Origin of the sequence: Algibacter sp. R77976, from assembly GCF_044594645.1 — a bacterium.
Taxonomy (GTDB): Bacteria; Bacteroidota; Bacteroidia; order Flavobacteriales; family Flavobacteriaceae; genus Algibacter_B.
Genome location: NZ_CP138989.1, coordinates 2,394,323 through 2,412,242, shown reverse-complemented (window position 1 = coordinate 2,412,242; position 17,920 = coordinate 2,394,323). Strand labels below are relative to the sequence as shown.

The 17,920-nt window shown below is 33.8% G+C and carries 10 protein-coding genes; all 10 read right to left on the bottom strand.

Features of this window, described 5'->3' with window-relative positions; all coding sequences use genetic code 11:
- Positions 1-84 precede the first annotated feature (84 nt).
- Positions 85-1,125, bottom strand: a complete 1,041-nt coding sequence (locus SJY43_RS10345; protein WP_396600663.1) for a GntR family transcriptional regulator — start codon at positions 1,123-1,125, stop codon at positions 85-87.
- Positions 1,126-1,263: 138 nt separating this feature from the next.
- The gene (locus SJY43_RS10340; RefSeq protein WP_396600662.1) at positions 1,264-2,715 is read right to left on the bottom strand and encodes a sulfatase; all 1,452 of its coding nucleotides are present in this window, start codon (positions 2,713-2,715) and stop codon (positions 1,264-1,266) included.
- A gap of 166 nt (positions 2,716-2,881) precedes the next feature.
- Positions 2,882-4,378: a sulfatase gene (locus SJY43_RS10335; RefSeq protein ID WP_396600661.1), complete on the bottom strand. Its 1,497-nt coding sequence runs from the start codon at positions 4,376-4,378 to the stop codon at positions 2,882-2,884.
- A 10-nt stretch (positions 4,379-4,388) separates the two neighbouring features.
- The gene (locus tag SJY43_RS10330; RefSeq protein WP_396600660.1) at positions 4,389-7,166 is read right to left on the bottom strand and encodes a family 78 glycoside hydrolase catalytic domain; all 2,778 of its coding nucleotides are present in this window, start codon (positions 7,164-7,166) and stop codon (positions 4,389-4,391) included.
- A complete protein-coding gene (locus tag SJY43_RS10325; RefSeq protein WP_396600659.1) occupies positions 7,159-9,954 on the bottom strand; it encodes a family 78 glycoside hydrolase catalytic domain in 2,796 nt (931 codons plus the stop codon). The genes SJY43_RS10330 and SJY43_RS10325 overlap by 8 nt, the downstream gene beginning before the upstream one ends.
- A gap of 107 nt (positions 9,955-10,061) precedes the next feature.
- Complete coding sequence (locus SJY43_RS10320) at positions 10,062-12,533, bottom strand: BNR-4 repeat-containing protein (protein WP_396600658.1); 2,472 nt, start codon at positions 12,531-12,533, stop codon at positions 10,062-10,064.
- A gap of 103 nt (positions 12,534-12,636) precedes the next feature.
- Complete coding sequence (rhaM, locus tag SJY43_RS10315; protein ID WP_396600657.1) at positions 12,637-12,951, bottom strand: L-rhamnose mutarotase; 315 nt, start codon at positions 12,949-12,951, stop codon at positions 12,637-12,639.
- A 118-nt stretch (positions 12,952-13,069) separates the two neighbouring features.
- Positions 13,070-13,951 (bottom strand): T9SS type A sorting domain-containing protein, encoded by an 882-nt coding sequence (locus SJY43_RS10310; protein WP_396600656.1) that lies wholly within the window; start codon positions 13,949-13,951, stop codon positions 13,070-13,072.
- Positions 13,952-14,233: 282 nt separating this feature from the next.
- Positions 14,234-16,399 (bottom strand): beta-xylosidase, encoded by a 2,166-nt coding sequence (locus SJY43_RS10305; RefSeq protein ID WP_396600655.1) that lies wholly within the window; start codon positions 16,397-16,399, stop codon positions 14,234-14,236.
- A gap of 31 nt (positions 16,400-16,430) precedes the next feature.
- Positions 16,431-17,825 carry a cellulase family glycosylhydrolase gene (locus SJY43_RS10300; protein WP_396600654.1) on the bottom strand — a complete coding sequence of 465 codons (1,395 nt, stop codon included), beginning with the start codon at positions 17,823-17,825 and terminating at the stop codon, positions 16,431-16,433.
- Positions 17,826-17,920 lie beyond the last annotated feature (95 nt).

Below are 17,920 nucleotides of genomic sequence, written 5' to 3'. Positions count from 1 at the left end.
TATGCAATATAATTATATTTTTATAACAAAAAAGGAAGTCCTATATAGATAGTCTTCCTTATACTTATGATACTCTCCTTCTATTTAAATAGAGCCTCTATCTAAAAAATAAAAAGGGGCTTTTACTTTTTCTTTCCTGTTTTCCATAATCATTTTTGCTGCTTGCTCTCCAATAGCTTCAAAATCAGTAGAAATAACAGTAATGCTTAATAATTGTTTTAAAGGAGTATCGTTATATGATATAACTCCAACATCTGAACCTAGTTTTAGATTAGTTTCATTAATTTTATTTATTAAATTTACTAAATCCTCTTCTTCTATTGTGATGTATAAGTTTTTATGATCTACTTGAAATCCACTTGAAATCTCTTCAATAATTTCAAAATCAAAATTATTACAAAAACAATACTTTCTAAAACCGTCTAAAATTTTTGTTGGATAAGGATAAAATGCTTTTTTTGGATAGACCAAGAATAGTTTATTATACTTAGCTATTTTTTCTTGACCCTTTTGCAAAGCCGTGAATATATCATTTTCAAAATCTTGAAGTATCTCTATAAAATCACCCTGTATTTGGTGATGCCTACTATCTAGTAAAACAAGTTTTTCTTTTGGGATTCCATTAATAGCATTATTTACTTTATCGGTAAAACTTGTGTAAGACAAGTTTTCTGTTCTAAAATGTGGAAAAACTAAATAGTAATCATAAGAGGATTTATACTTCTCTATTAATTCGACAAAGAGCGATTCATCACAATGATAACTCTTAATATCAACATGATAATTTTCTCCCATTTCTTTTAGAAATGAATTATACATCATCATCTTATAAGGACTTAATTTATTAACAAAAAACAAAACCTTTATCTTTTGTATGAGCTGGTTTTCTGCTATAAAAGTGCCCCTACCATGAACAGAAACTATCACTTTACGCTTTTTTAAAACTCTATAAGCACGTTCTACCGTATCTCTAGATAAGTAACATTCTTGACTTAATTTATTTATTGATGGTACTTGGTCTCCAACTTTAGCATTTCCATTAGAGATATTATAAATTATAGAATTTATAATCTGCAAATATTTAGGCACCATAGAATCTGAATCCACTCTAATATAGTCTATCATAGCTTTCTAGTTTTAGTTATTACAAAACTATAAAAGCTCGCTAAACCAAAAATTTGAAATGAGGTAACTAAAAATTTTTTAACAGGTTTTAGCTATTATAATTCTATATAAAAGCTATGTAATTATAAACTGCCTACTTTACCTTTTTCTGGGTATATCATTTTGCAAAAAAGGCTTTATTTTTCTAGGAAATTGAGATTCTAAAAGCCCTTTCATTCTTTTTTCAACTTTTGCATATTTAGAATTTCCAGATAAGTTAACAAAAGATAATAAACTGTTTTTATGCTCATATAATTCTGCGCCTAAAACTTCTTGAGTTTTTGAATTTCTCCATTCGGTATAACGCCATTCTCCATCTGTAGCAGTACAACCCATTATTTTTTCTCCTCTAGCATATACACTAGTAGCGACTTCGTCCCATTTCGTATTAGGATTATCGATTACAGGTAACAAACTTTTTCCATCGGATTTTGGTCCTTCTAATTCACATATTTCTACTAAAGTTGAAAAAATATCTACATTTTCTACTAATGCATCTGATGTTTTACCAACTTTCCTTTTCTTATAATTTGTTTCTCTACTAATAATTAAAGGTACTCTAACATCTATTTCTACATTGGAGTGTTTACACCAAGCACCATATTCGCCAATTTTATAACCGTGGTCACTCATAAATATTACCATGGTATTTTTGCGTAAATCTAAATCCTCTAAGGTTTGCATGACCTTGCCTACCTGTGCATCAATATAGCTCACAGAAGCATGATAACCGTGAATTAAGGTACGGGTTAAATCATCGTCTAAATCGCCCTCATCGGGAATACCGTGGTATCCTTTTAGTTCTCCCCATTTGCTAAAAGCCAAACGATACATACCTTCTGGTTTTTCTCTTGACGGTACCTCAAACTTATTTCTATCATACAAATTCCAGTATTTTTTTGGTGCATTAAAAGGTAAGTGCGGCTTGCTTAACCCCACGAACATTAAAAATTTATCATCTTTAATTTCGTTTAGCGTTTCAATAGCATATTTAGCTGCACGCCCATCTTTGTAAGCTTCGTCTTCCACATCGGCATCTTCAAAAGCAGGTCCCTTTAATGGCTTAACACCTTCTGCTTTTAAACGCTGCATTAACGCAATGTTTTCTGGCTTAACATAACTATTTGACTCTTTTGGAAAATGGGTGGTCCAACTGGATTTATCGTCTGAAGCATGATGATACACTTTTCCTATACTTACCGTTTTATAGCCATTTTGTTTGAATAATTGTGGCATAGTAACCACATTTTTATGCACTTTACGAAGTGGCGTAAAAATACTGTAAATACCCAAAGATTGCGGACGCAGCCCTGTTAGCGTGCTCATTCTAGATGGTGCGCAAATGGCTTGTTGCGTGTATGCTTTGTTAAACATTACACCTTCTTTAGCCAACTTATCAATATTTGGTGTTATTGCTGTTGGGCTGCCATAACAACCTAATTCTGATCTTAAATCATCAACATAGAATACTAAAATATTTGGTTTTTCGCTTTGCGCGGAAACTTTGAATACACAAAAAATAATACAGATTAATAGAATTAATTTCTTCATTTGAAAACGTTGTTTATTGATTTAAAAATACCTTGACGGATTAGCCCGCGTAAGGGATTAAAGCATTTGTTGAAGCTCTCCCGATTTTTTATCGGGAAGCGACTGCAGAAAGTCCGAGCCTTTTGGGTAACCTGCCTGCCAGCAGGCAGGCGCCAAAATAACTTATTTAGTTAGCCATAGGCTTTGGAGACTGCACAACTCCTTCTCCTTTATCAAAACTCCACCAATCTATGGCTCTTCTATCCATACTTAGTTTATAGTTCCATTTTTTCATATAATAGTCTCTTGGTCTTACTTCGTCTCCAATGTTTGCTAGCTGTTTTTGAAGTTTAGCATCTAAATCTTTTTGAATGTTTACAAACTCTGTTTTACCTAGTAAATTATTTTGCTGGTAAGGGTCTTTAATATTATCGTAAAACATACTTGGTCCGTTGGGTGTTATGGCGTAGGTATATTGCTTAGTTCTTATAGCACGGTAAGGAGCATCTTTAAAATTGGCACCAAATGGAGCAACATTCATCACTAAAGCGGCTCTATCTGCGTTTGGATCTGGATTTTCAATTAGCTTAGATAAGTTTTCACCTTCAATAGTTTTAGGTATTTCAATTTTAGCCAACCCTAATAAAGATGGTAAAATATCTGGGGTTGTTAAAGGCGCATTGACAACCGTTCCTTTATTATTTCCTATGGAAGGATAGTGAATTAAAAAGGGCACTCTAATAGACTCGTCCCAAGCTAATTGTTTTACAAAGGGTTTTACACCATGCGCGCCCATCATTTCGCCATGGTCTGAAGAAAAGACAACAATGGTGTTTTCTGACAATCCCAGTTCTTTAATTTTATCTAAAACACTTCCTATAGCTTTATCAGTAGCTGTGGCATGTGCATAATATCCTTGTAATTCTTTACGCGCTCTCTCTTTATACTTATCTGAAATATTTGGGTTTAGTGTTAAAGATTCTGGCGGATACATATCTTTATATTGCTTAGGTGCAGAACCATGAGGATAATGCGGGGTTGCAATGGAGATTACGGCCAGAAATGGTGCTTTATCATTAGCATGTTCTGTTAAATATTGATTCGCATCTTTAGATATAGCAAAAGGCGAATACGTTTTCCAATGTTTTATTTCGGGATCATCATTATCATAATATGGCATTTTTGTGTAATTATGAGAACACTCTAAACCTCTCCAAAAATCGAAACCTTGTCGTCTTTCTTTTGGTATAAATGTCGATCTGCCATGGCCATCTAAATGCCATTTCCCCCAATATGCTGTGTTATAACCTTCGGACTTAAAAATTTCAGCCATGGTTAATTCTTGAGCTGGCATGTGCAAGTCGTTTAAAAACATCCCTGTAGTGGTCGGAAATCTACCAGTAAACAATGCCGCACGATGAGGCGTACATACTGGTGTTACCGAAACGGTATTGGTAAAGTTCACAGATTCCTGTGCAAAAGCATCTAAATTTGGGGTTTTTACATCGGGATTCCCCGCATAACCCAAAGCAGAACCTCGCCATTGGTCGGTTAAAATATAAACGATATTAGGTTTTTCTGCTTTTGAAACAGCACTCGTCTCCGGATTGTTTTTTTCATTTTTACAACTAAAAAATGATACTAAAACGACTAAAGCTGATAAGACTATTTTTTTTATTTTCATTGAAATGTTTTTATTTAATTTTTGACGTAAACTTATAAGTTCCCGGTTGTACCGAAATCTCAAAAGAATCGTTATTCGTGTTTAAAAGTTTTATCTTCGAATTTTCGCTGAACGATTCGCCATTTAGTACCAAATCATTTTGAGTATTTGCAGGAATACTAACTTTTGCCGTTGTATTTGGTGGCACAACTATTTCCAAGTGAAATTCACCATTTATAATTTCCCAAGAAGACGATACTTTACCGTATGGTGTATTTACACTTGCTGCGGCCGATGTTAACGGTTGTCTAGGTTTAGGAGCAATCCTAATAGATTTATAACCTGCTTCTAAAGGTGCAATCCCTGCAATGCGTTCATACATCCATTCACCGATAGCTCCATAAGCGTAGTGATTTAAACTATTCATTCTCTGCGGATTGAAACCTTCTGCCTTACTATAACTATTCCAACGTTCCCAAATGGTGGTTGCACCTTGATTGATAGAATAAAACCATGATGGATAGGTTTCGTTGAATAATAATTTATACATCAAGTCAATTTCGCCAGTTTCATCGAGTACTTGTGATAATAATGGCGTTCCTAAAAACCCAGTTCTTAAATGGTTATCTGCAGCTTCTATAGTTTCTAAAAGGTTATTTTTAGCATTGGCTTGTTTATCTTTAGACAACAAATCGAAAGCTAAAGCCAATAAATAAGAGGTTTGTGTTTCTGTAACACCTTTTACTTTACCTGTTTCATCAAAAAACTCTTTTTCGAATGCTTTTGCAACTGAAGTAAATAAGGCTTCATATTTTGCTTGCTCTTCAGTTTTACCTAAAACGGCAGCAGTTTGGGCTGTTAATTTCGCTGAATGTGCAAAAAATGCAGTTCCAATTAAACTATGCGAAGTGTCCCCTTTGTTATTACCATTTGCTGGAAGTGGTTGCAACCAATCTGCAAAACCACCCATAGAAGAAATATAATTTTTTGAAGTAGATTTATGATGAGCTACCCAACCTTTCATGGTCTCAAAATTTTCTTCAAGAATTGTTTTATCCCCAGTTCGATAGTAAATTTTCCAAGGGATAATAGTACACACATCTCCCCAACCTGCACTCACTTTATTGTTATATAAAACGTCGGGCACTACGAAAGGAATACCGCCATTTTCATATTGAGATTCTCGCACACTTTGCATCCAACTTGCCCAGAATTTATAAACATCGGCATTAAAAATGGAGGTTGGACCAAACACTTGTGCATCACCAGTCCATCCCATACGTTCATCACGTTGCGGACAATCGGTTGGAATATCAAAAAAGTTACCTCTTAAACCCCAAACAATATTACTTTGTAATTGATTTAGTTTTTCGTGAGATGATGTAAATGTGCCATTCTCATCAAAATCTGAGTATTGTACAACACCAATAACCCAATCTTTTTTGGGTTCTTTTGACGTATCAAAACCACTTAATTCTACATATCGAAATCCGTGAAATGTAAACTTTGGAGACCATTCTACCACACCATCTTTTGAAGCCGTGTAATAATTGGTAGACTGCGCTGTTCTATAGTTTTTAGTATAAAAAGTACCTTCAGGAGATAACATTTCTGCAAACCTTATTTTTAATGTCTGTCCTTTTTTCATTGGTACCTTTAATACTGGAATACCAACCATATTCTGTTTTAAATCAAAAATAACAGCAGCATCTTGTTTAATAAGTTCTTTCGTTGCTAATTCAATTTTATTTTTAACTGTGGTATGGCGTTTTGGCTCTAAACGTATGGTTTTATCTAAAGGAAATGTATTAACGTCTTCCCATGATTTATCATTAAAACTATTGGTTGCCCATCCTTCCATTTCAAAATTAGCATCGTAAGTTTCACCATCATATATTTCTGAAACTCTAATAGGTCCTTTTGTTGTTCCTTTCCAACTTGCATCGGAAATAACAACCTCTTTTGAACCATCTTTCATGGTTAATTCTAGCTGACACAAAATCTTTGGTGTTTCGGTATTAAGCCAATACTTTTTCATCCAACCCAATCGCCCAGAATGCCATCCAGCAGCAACTTCAATTCCAATGGTATTTTGGCCTGATTCTATTAAATCACTAACATCATACGTAATGGTTTCTATACGCTCTTTATAGGGCGTATAACCCGGCGGCATCACATCGTCACTAACGTCTTCCCCATTTATAGCTACATCAAAAACACCTTTTGCTGTAATGTACAATCTGGCGGAAGCCACATCATTAGACAATTCAAACCCTTTTCTTAAATACTGTGGTCTGTGAATTACGTTATTTTGACTACCCAAAACGTTTTCTTTTTTGGTATCTAAACCAATCCATTTGCCTTGCCAATCATTATTTGACAACAACCCTAATTCAAAATGATTAATATCACTCCAAGCGGAAGCATCGCCATCTTGATTCCAATATTTAACCTGCCAGTATACTTTTTGACGCGATTTTAAATCGGCACCAGCATAATTAACCCAAACCGATTGGTCTGTCTCTTGTTTTTTAGAATCCCACAAGTCTGGATTATCAGGTAATAAATCCGGGCTACTTGCCACTACTATTTGATATGCAGACTGACTTTTGATATTTTCTAAAACTGGTAATTTCCAAGAAAATGTTGGATTAGCATCGTAAAAACCTATTGGATTTTTAAAACCTTCTGAAATGGATAAATCTTTAGGGCTTTCTAATGATGACTGCTCGATGCAAGATGTGAAACTGAAGTATATTAAGCTCAAAAATATGATAACGTAGCTATTGAAATTAGATTTTTTATTCATCAGATTTTATTTTAGTTTGAAATTGATAAGCACCGGCACGAACCGCTATTACAATGTTTTTTTTGTTTTTTTGAATTAACTTAAATGGTGAAGATTCATCTAAAATATTACCATTTATAAATATATCTTGATTTGATGACTTAGAAAGATGTACTTCTGCACTTGTATTTGGCGGAATTATTACATCTAGAAGGAAAATACCATTTTCAAGTTTCCATGAAGATGATGCTTTTCCATAAGGTGTATTTAAATTTGCTGATGCCGAAGTTAAAAACTGTGTATTTGGAATTGGCGCAATTCTTATTTTTTTATAACCAGGCTCCAATGGTGCTAAACCGGCAATGCGCTCGTACATCCATTGCCCAATAGCGCCATAAGCATAATGATTTAAACTATTCATGCTTTGTGGGTTATAACCATTTGCTTTACTGAAGCTATTCCAGCGTTCCCACATGGTAGTTGCCCCTTGATTTATCGAATAAAACCAAGATGGATAAGTTTCTTTAAACAATATCTCATACATTAAATCTATCTCACCCATATCATCCAAAACCATTGGTAATATTGGCGTTCCTAAAAAACCAGTTCCTAAATGATTATTGGCTTTTTTAATTTCTTCTAACAAATGTTTTTGCGCTTTTACTTTGGTTTCTGGTTGTAGTAAATCAAAATATATAGCTAATAAATAACTGGTCTGCGTTTGCTTTTTGTTTTTAAATTTTCCGTTTTCATCAAAAAACTTTTTTTCAAAAGCTGCGGCAATATCTTTATATAAATTTTTGTGTTTTTTTTCATCTTCAGTTTTACCAAGAACACCTGCTATTTTTGAAACTAAATGTGCTGAATGTGCAAAATATGCTGTGTTTACAAATTTTCCAGGAGTATCTCCTCTATTCCCCATTTTTCCGCCTTTCTCAGGATAAGGTTGTAACCAATCTGCAAACGAGTGTGTATCTGGAATAAAATCTTTTGCTTTAGACTGGTAATAGGCTACCCATTTTTTACCCATTTCAAAATTCTCTTCCAACACGGTTTTATCTCCTGTAATATTATAAATATCCCAAGGAATAACGACACAGGCATCACCCCAACCTGAGCTTGCTCTGTTGTTTTGAAGTACATCCGGAATTATGAAAGGCACCAATCCATTGTCGATTTCCGATTGTGTTTCTCTCATACTTTGTAACCAAGCTGTCCAAAAGGCATGGGTATCAAAATTAAATAGCGCTGTTGGCGAAATAACTTGAGCATCGCCAGTCCAACCTAAACGTTCGTCGCGTTGTGGGCAATCTGTTGGAACATCTAAAAGGTTATCTCGTAAACCCCAAGTGATATTACTTTGCAATTGATTTAATTTTTCATGTGAAGAGCTAAATGTGCCATTTTTTTTAAAATTCGAATGTTGCACCAAGCCTTTTACCCAATTATTCTTTGGCTCTGCTGAAGGATCAAACCCTGATAATTCTACAAATTGATACCCATGAAATGTGAATTTTGGTATGTATTCAATAACACCATCCGTAGCAGCGATATAATAATCGGTTGATTTTGCAGAACGGTAATTTGTTGTATAAAATGTACCGTCGGACAATAACATTTCAGAAAAACGAATGGTAAGTGTATCGCCTTTTTTCATAGGTACATTTACTTTTGGAACGCCTACCATATTTTGCTTCATATCAAAAATTACTGATTCTTTTGTAGATGAAACAATTTCTGCATCTTCTATAACGGCTTTTGTTCTAATGGTTTCATGACGCTTTGGCTCTAGCTTTACGCTATCTAGAATAGCTTCTATTTCTGTTGCTTGCCATAACGAATCATCGAAGCTAGTTGTGGACCAATTTGGCATTTCTAAATTAGCATCATATACTTCCCCATCATATAAACTAGCTAATCGAATTGGGCCGTTGGTTGTCCCTTTCCAAGATGCATCAGAAACTATTACTTTTTTTGCACCATCTTTTAGATTTATTTCTAACTGACATAAAATTTTTGGTGAAGCAAAGTTTTCATAAACGGCGGTACCTCTACTAATTCTTCCCGAGTGCCAACCTGAAGCTAATTCTACCGCTATTGCATTTTTACCAGATGTTATTAAATCCGAAACATTGTAAGTTATAGTTTCAATACGTTTATTGTAGGGTGTCCAACCTGGTGGCAGAACATCATCACTTACATCTTTTCCATTTACATGCACATCGAAAACACCTTTGGCTGTGATGTATAACCTTGCGGATGCAACCTCTGAAGACAATGTAAATTCTTTTCTTAAATATTGCGGCCTATGCATTAAAAATTTACGCACACCTTTAATACTATCTTTCGCGGTATCTAAACCAGTCCATTTTGCTTTCCAATCGGAATTTTTTAATAATCCTAATTCAAACGCATTAATAGCACTCCATTTTGAAACGGTTTCATCTTGATTCCAATATCGTACTTGCCAAAAAACTTTTTGACGAGATTTTAAATCTACACCTTGATATTTCACAAAAGTGGATTGTGAACTATTTTGTTTTTCTGAATCCCATAAATCTGGATTGTTTGGTAATAATTCTTTTGAAGAAGCTACAACAATTTGATAAGCCGATTGTGTTTTTATGCCTTCGGAGGCAGGTAATTTCCATGAAAATGCAGGAGCTGCATCGAAAAAGCCTATCGGGTTTTTAAAACCTTCTGAAAGTGTTAACTCAGATGGTTTTTGTACATTTTTTTCACTACAAGACATCATTCCCCAAAACAGAATTAGGTAAAAAACATGACATAGTGTTGATTTATGAGCCATTAAAAATTTAAGCTGATTTTTAACATAAGCAATGTCTAAATTGTTAACCATAAAACTATCCTGATGTATCTTGATATTAATGGTTTTATTATTATCAAACCCATAAATTAGTTGATAACTAACTTACTACTGTAAACATATTTGTTATCTCCAATTACTTTTATGAGATAAAGTCCTGGGGTAAAACGGTTTTTGTTTTCAATCTCTATACGATTTGAATTTATTTTATTTTTGTAAACCGCCTTACCTAACATATTATAAATTACAACATCTGCATTTTGCAAACCATCTAAAAGAATAGTGAAATTACCATCAGCGGGATTAGGATATACCTTTATAGAATTACTTGCAAAATTATTATCGGCTATACTAAGGGGGGCATTACTTGCCAACTCCACTTTCCATTTACTTCTGGCATCAGTAATATTGGCTGTTTTATTTAAATATTCATCTACACCTTCATGATATAAATAGTTATTACCATCTTTAACTGAAAACCTATAGGCTTTTTCAGCTTCTATGTAATTCGCTGTCCATACTTTATCAACATCTGTATTTGGAGAGGTTCTACCCGTACTGATTATGGCATTTCCTGCTCCAGAGCCAGCACCTCTTAAAACACCATTAACCTCACTATCTATGTTATAATATTCGGTTCCGCCAACCGTTGATTTTACAAAAGTCCAATTTAAGGCATCATCTCCTTCAACATAATCGCTCTCAACTACGTTTGAACCAGATGATTTTAAATATTTTTGGGTTTCCATATTTTTTAATCGATAAACCTGTCCTGTTAAATCGTTAGGGTTAAAAATTTCAATATTAACAACGATTTCATTAGAAGAAACTGTTTCATTACTAGCATTGTATGCAACTGCTTGAATGGTATAAGCCCCAATTGCATTAGGTAACCAATCAATAGTATATGGAGCGGTACTATCTTCATCATAAAAAGCACCATTAACTCTAAATTCTACTTTTGATATACTACTGTTTTCATCAATAGCATTGGCAGAAAGACGTACGGTATCATCTACATTATAGGTGGCGCCATCAAATGGAGATGTTACTGATACTCTAAAAGGCTCTTGAACAATGTCTAAATCGATAATTTGAAGGTATAATGGTTGTGCATTTCCTGATTTATTTTCCATTAAATAATAATAAACCTTACCATTGTTAATATGTACTCTACCATGATCAAAAGTTCTTCCTGTCGTGGCTTCGTAAACGGTTGTAAAAGCATTTGTTCCTCCTTCTGCTTTTTGAATAAACACCCTATTATTTTTCAAACCAATTATAAAAACGCTATCGCCTGAGGTGTAAATTGAAGTTCCTCCTGCAAAATCTTCAGACGTTATAAAATCAGTTGCACCAGCTGGTTTGTAGGTATGTAAATACTTGGTGACATTATTTTCATTATCCTTTACCTTACTAATAATATGCACATCTCCATTATCTGTTACCGTCCAATCAAAATCTCCTACTATATATACTTTGTCTTCTTGAGTAGTCTGTACATAATCTCCTGGCTCCATTACTTTTATAAAATCGGCATCGTAAAGAGGTACAGAAAAAGATGCTCCTGAATGATTTTTCCAACCATTTGATCCATCTTGATTATCAGAATAGGCATAATACACACCATTTTGATATTGGTATTTATCGCTATTATTTGCTAATCTTCTTTGAAACCCTATCCTGATTTTTCCGTTTACATATTTCATGTTGCCATACAAACCCCAATTATAAGTGATTCCTGATTGGTTTTTTGCATTTAAAACATTAAAATGCGTAAAACTAGACCATGTTGAAGTATTCGCATCGTACTTTGAAAACTTGTATGCACCATTATTATTTCCACCTTCACGCATGTACATAAAAATATCGCCTAAATCGTTTAAAAAAAACTGCGGATAGGTTAATGCAGAAAAATTAGTGTAATCTTCACCTCCATTTAAACTTAAATGTTTGTAACCACCTGAGCTGTTTTGAACAAATTTATCTAAGGTAAACTCTGCATCTGGTAAGTCGGCTGTGTTTTTAAGGGAATATGAATAACGGAAATAATCATCGCTTAAACTTCCATCAGATGGTCTGGTTCGACTATAGGCATGCATATCATACAACATATGAATCGTGCCATCTATTGGACTTATAGCCACAGCTATAGTGTTGTGCGACTCTCCAATCCAATATTTATTTTGATATCCTGTATGCCTATGCGGAAACTCTATTGTTGCCATAGCACCAGTTAATGTATTGTAACGCGTTAACATTACATGCCTGTCTGCCTTGCCTCCTCGGTACCAGGTCATAAACACATAATTACCGTAGGTCTTTATGCAATCGCCGTGTGCAGATATATTTTTTCCAAAAAAATAGTCGTAGGGTGCTGTATCTCCTGTATTTGCAGCAGTACTACCAACCTTACTACCATTAAAATGCAAACCAATATCGGTTATCTTTACTTCATTTTCAAGAATAACCTGAGCTTTCAACGTTACTGAAAACACTAAACTTAAAGCTAACAAAACATTGCTAAATAAGTTTTTTTTAAAATAGAAACTTTCTTTCATAATTTTCTTTTTTCGACCCATAAAAAGGGTTTTTCTGTAAAGTTAGAACTTATTATAAAAAAAAGTATCCTGAGCTGTACTGCAAATATAGACTTGCTGTTAATTATTCAAGGTAAAACAGCTCCTCCAAAGGAATAGAAATAGGAGAATTATCTGGATTAACCTCCATTATATCTGCCATGAAATCCCACCATTTTTTTACAATTTCGTTATTCGCTAAATCTTGCGAACCACCATCTCCAGTAACTTTTTGAAAAGCAAATAACGTACTAGTTTCCTCATCTAAAAAAATAGAGTATTCGCTAACACCACTATTCTTTAAAAGCTTTTTTAATTCTGGCCATAATTGATCATGGCGTTTCTTATAGGCTTCTTTTTGCCCAGGGTTTAATTTCATTTTAAAAGCTAGTCTTTGCATAATATTAGATACTTTAGTTTACTCGAATTTGTGTTTTAATAATGTATGTAGACAAAAAAAATCATCCTATCTTAATAAGATAGAATGATTTTATATTTAACACTTTATTTTATTAAACTTACTGTTTAATAATTTTCTTTGAAAAGCTTCCGTTGTCTCCTTGTAGTTTAACAATATACATACCAGCAGATAATCCGCTAACATCTAAATTGATATCAGATTTGCTAGATAATTTTTTAGTTAATACCTCACTTCCTAATAAAGAATAAACAGAAACTTGTTTAACATTATCAGTAAGACCTTTAATACTTAATACCTCATTAACTGGGTTAGATATAAATATTGAACTAGTATCGAAATCTACAATACTTAATGGAGTTACTAAATGGAATTGAAGCACATCGATTCCTCCACCGTCAAATTGAACAGGGTCACCTGCTGCAGCTGGAATTACACCATATCTTGAATTAGTTCCAAGTGTATTTCTTAAAAACAATGCATTGTTTCCATCTGATGGGTTAGATCCTGTAGCATCAGCAAGTCCTTCTGCATTAACTTTAGCTTTTCTTCTTTGAAACTGATCTAGCCCTGAATAATCACCAGAATAGCTAATCGGATCTGACGTACCATCGTATGCTACACTTACTGGATCACCTGGTCTAGCAATAAGCGTTTGAGCCGGATGTGCTGAGTCGTCACCTGTACACAAAGTAATGGTTCCTAAACCAGTAATGTTACCTGTAATTTCCATCAATCCCGCAGAAGCCGGGGTTCTATGGTTTTGTATAGTCCAAAGTTGTAGTTCATCATCACCTGGTAATTCTTCAGCCCATTCTACAGCACCAGTAGAAGTATTAACTGTAACGTAAAGATTCGGACTTAAACCTGAAGTTGAAATTTTATAAGTACCTTCTACAGTATATAATGCCTGCCCCTGAACTTGAAGCGCAAACATAGTTAATAATAAAAATGCACTAATTTTTAAAGTAATTTTTTTCATAATTTTAATTTTAGTTATGTTAGTAATAAACCAACAGGATTAATAATGTTATAAAATTAAAAAGAATACTTAACTTCTGTATCCTGCACTTACCTGCTTAGCACTATATACAGTATTAAACAAAGGCTTAATTGGTGTAACAAGTTGTTTTTTAGGTATTTTACAGAACAAAAAAGTTTTTTTTTAACTTGTTTTGTTTTAATTTCATGCAATATTTAAGTTCTAAAAAAGAAGGAATGTAATTCCTTATTTTTAAACGTTTAGTCAATACATCTTAAAATTCTATTTCACCTTAAGTGTTATTTTTTGCAAATCTTTTTCTAATGAAGAAGCCCCAACAGAAATAGTAAAAGTTCCGGGTTCAACAACCTTTTTCATATCTTGATTTAGCACATTTAATTCATTAAAGCCTAATTTAAAACTAACCGTTTTTGTTTCTCCTGGATTTAAAGCAATTCGTTCAAATCCTTTTAATAATTTTAAGTAACGTCCAACGGATGCAAAATCGTCTCGAACATACATTTGAACAACCTCATCGCCTGCTCTTTCTCCTGTATTGGTAACCTCAACCGAAACTGAAGTAGAACCATCAACATTAATAGTAGCGTTATCTAATTTTAATGTTCCGTATTTAAAAGTAGTATAGCTTAAACCAAAACCAAATGGAAATAAAGGTGACTTATCATTAAATCGATACTTTCCTTTTCCAGATCCAATAAAGTCAGGACGTTCGAGATAAGTTACTGGAACCTGTCCCACCGAACGAGGAAAAGACATGGTTAGTTTACCACCTGGATTTACATCTCCAAAAATAACATTAGCAACAGCATCACCTGCATGCATTCCGCCATACCAAGTTTCAAGAACTGAAGGGATATTTTCTGCGATATAATTTATAGATAATGGTCGTCCATTAATTAGAACAACAATTACAGGTTTTCCTGTTTTATGGATTGCTTGGACCAATTCGTTTTGAACGCCATACAAATCCAAATCAGAACGGTCTCCTCCTTCGCCACATGTTTTATGAGAACTACCCACAACTAAAACAACGGCATCCGAATTTTTTGCAGCAGAAACAGCCTCTGGAAATCCTTCTTTTGAAAAACTATCAATATCGCAACCTTTAGCATAGTTTATTCTTACGTTTTCACCTACTTTTTTCTTTAAACCATCTAAAACCGAAACATAGTACGGCGGTAATCCTGAATATCCACCTAAGAGTTTATAAGTTTTCTTTTTAGGTCTTTCTTCGTGGGCGTTTGGTCCAATAACTGCTAAAGATTTAATTTTAGATAAATCAAGCGGTAATAGGTTGTTATCATTTTTTAGCATGATAATAGATTTTTCGGCCATTTCCAATGCAAACTCACGATGTTCGTCACTACCTGCTTCTACAGTTTTCTCGTCAATCTCTTTTGGTTCTTCATCAAATAAGCCCAATTTATATTTTGCGGTTAAAATACGTGATGTGGCTTTATCTATATATTTCAATAATGAAGGATCCTGTGTTATTGTATCCTTCAATACATTAATATGATATGTTGAAAGATCAACATTCTTTCCTATTACCAAGTCCATATCAACACCTGCTTTTAACCCTAAGATAGCTGCTTTAGCTCTGGTTTCAGGAATAAAGTGCATGGTTTCTAAACGCCCAACATCATTATTATCAGAAACAATAAAACCATCAAAACCAAGCTCGTCTCTTAAAATATCCTTCAATAACCACGTATTCATATGGCAAGGAACTCCGTTAAAGTCTTGATGACCTGGCATAACCGACCCTACCTGAGCTTCCTTTACTGCGGCCTCAAATGATGGTAGGTAAACTTCACGCAAACGACGTTCGGACATATCACTAAATCCACCATTTATACCTCGGCGATTTTCAGGATATCCAACAAAATGTTTGGCTGTGGCCATAACATGATTCTCATCAAATTGCTCATCACCTTCACCTTGTAATCCCTGAATAAATGCAACGCCCATTCTAGATACCAAATACGGGTCTTCGCCATAAGATTCTTCAACACGACCATAGCGAGCATCTCCCGCATAAACATCTAAATTTGGAGAATAACAATGTGTAACACCTAAAGCACGTGCTTCTAGTGCTGTTTGGGAAGCCATTTTTTTGATTAGTTCGGGTTCCCAAGTTGAGGCACAGGCAACCGCTTGTGGATAAACCGTTGTATTACCATAATAATCAAGAACAAGCCATAAACCATGCAATGCTTCGCCATATTTCATAACAGGAATACCTAACCTTTCGTTAGCAGGTGCATCTTGAATCATTTCTGTCATCTTCTCCTCTAAAGTCATTTCACTTATGAGTTGCTCTACCTTTTGATCGATTTCAGAATCTCCTGATTCTGAAGTAGACTTTTTTGATTCACAGCTAAACAGTACTGTTGCAATAAAACATATTAATATTAATTTTTTCATTAATCGTGTTTTTATATGTTGTGTTATATAATTAGTTGAAATTACGTAAACCTGGAACAATTTTTATATTTAACTTGTTCTTATCTTTTGGCCATTTTAGAATGGTTAATTTTTGCGTGTATTCATCCCAAATAAAATCTGATGAATTGAAATCTTTAGGAGCCTTATAAGTTTCCAGCCTTACTTTTTTTAATGGATTGTGAAACATTACTATATCATCATCTATTAAGACGGAGAAACCGTCTGGATAATGCCTATTTGCTCCAATAAATAGTGTTGAAGCCCCTTTACTATTATCTGAAATAATATTAAGATTTAGAGTTCTCGTGGCAAAATTAAACATAAACGATTGAATATCTCCTGCTATAGTTTGCGGAAAAGGTCTTGAAATAACATCGGTTATATACTTTCGTTCTACTGTTCCTGCATCAGTTTCATCACTAAATATAGACCATGTTGAAGGACCACCAGGAAGGAAATTTTGCATGGTTCTATTTCCTAAAAACCAAGCTTTTATAGAACCTACACCCATTCTATCAAAAACTTCAGCTGTTTTTATATACATTTCTCTATATTTTAATTGTCCCAACTTACCATCTACTAAAGTATCTGTAGTTGCAAAGGTTGGAAATCCCCACTCGCCAATTAGGATTGGCGCATTTAACATTTTAGATTCTTTATCAAATCTATCCATGTTACGTTTTATAAAATTAGTGTCGTTTTGATATATATGGGGCGCAAAAATGATGTTTTTCCTTTTAATTGGCGCGGTGATTTCTGCGTATTGATTGTTATCTATTTTTTCTCCCTTATTCATAAAAATAGATTGAAACAAAATCATTTTATCTGAATTAATTTTTTGACTTTCGTCAATAATTTTTTGATAAAGCGGAATAAGATATTTATTTGTTAAGTTGTTATAAGAAATATCCATTGTAAGTTTTCTAGGCTCATTAACCACATCATAACCTAATACTGAATCATCATCAGAAAATCTATTCCAGATTACTTTCCAAGCTTCTATATACGTTTTGTATTCGCCTTTTTTGTTTTGCCAAAATTCTTCCCATACAAATCTATCAACACCGTAAACAGTCATTTTAAATACTGTTTTAATCCCAGAATTTTGCCCTAAGTTTACCAAGGTATCTAATTTTTTTAGATAATTTGGTTCTAGTTTTCCTCCTGGAAAATTACTTAACTTACCTAATTCTAAACGAATAACCTGCGTATTGGCTCCCATTCGAATCATACGCGCATAGTCATCACTATTAAAAAAGACCTCTCCTGCATGATCATTGGTATTTACAACAAATCCTCTTGGTATAATATGGCGGCCTTCATTATCCCGCAAGCCATGTTTAATTTGCGAGAATGAAAAAAAGGATGTTAAAATAAACATCCAAAAAATAATTTTAAATTTCATTTAATTATAATTCATATTTAAAAGCAAGATATGTTTCTAAAACTAAATCTGTAACCTGTACTATGCTGATTTAACATAAAAATTATTATATATAA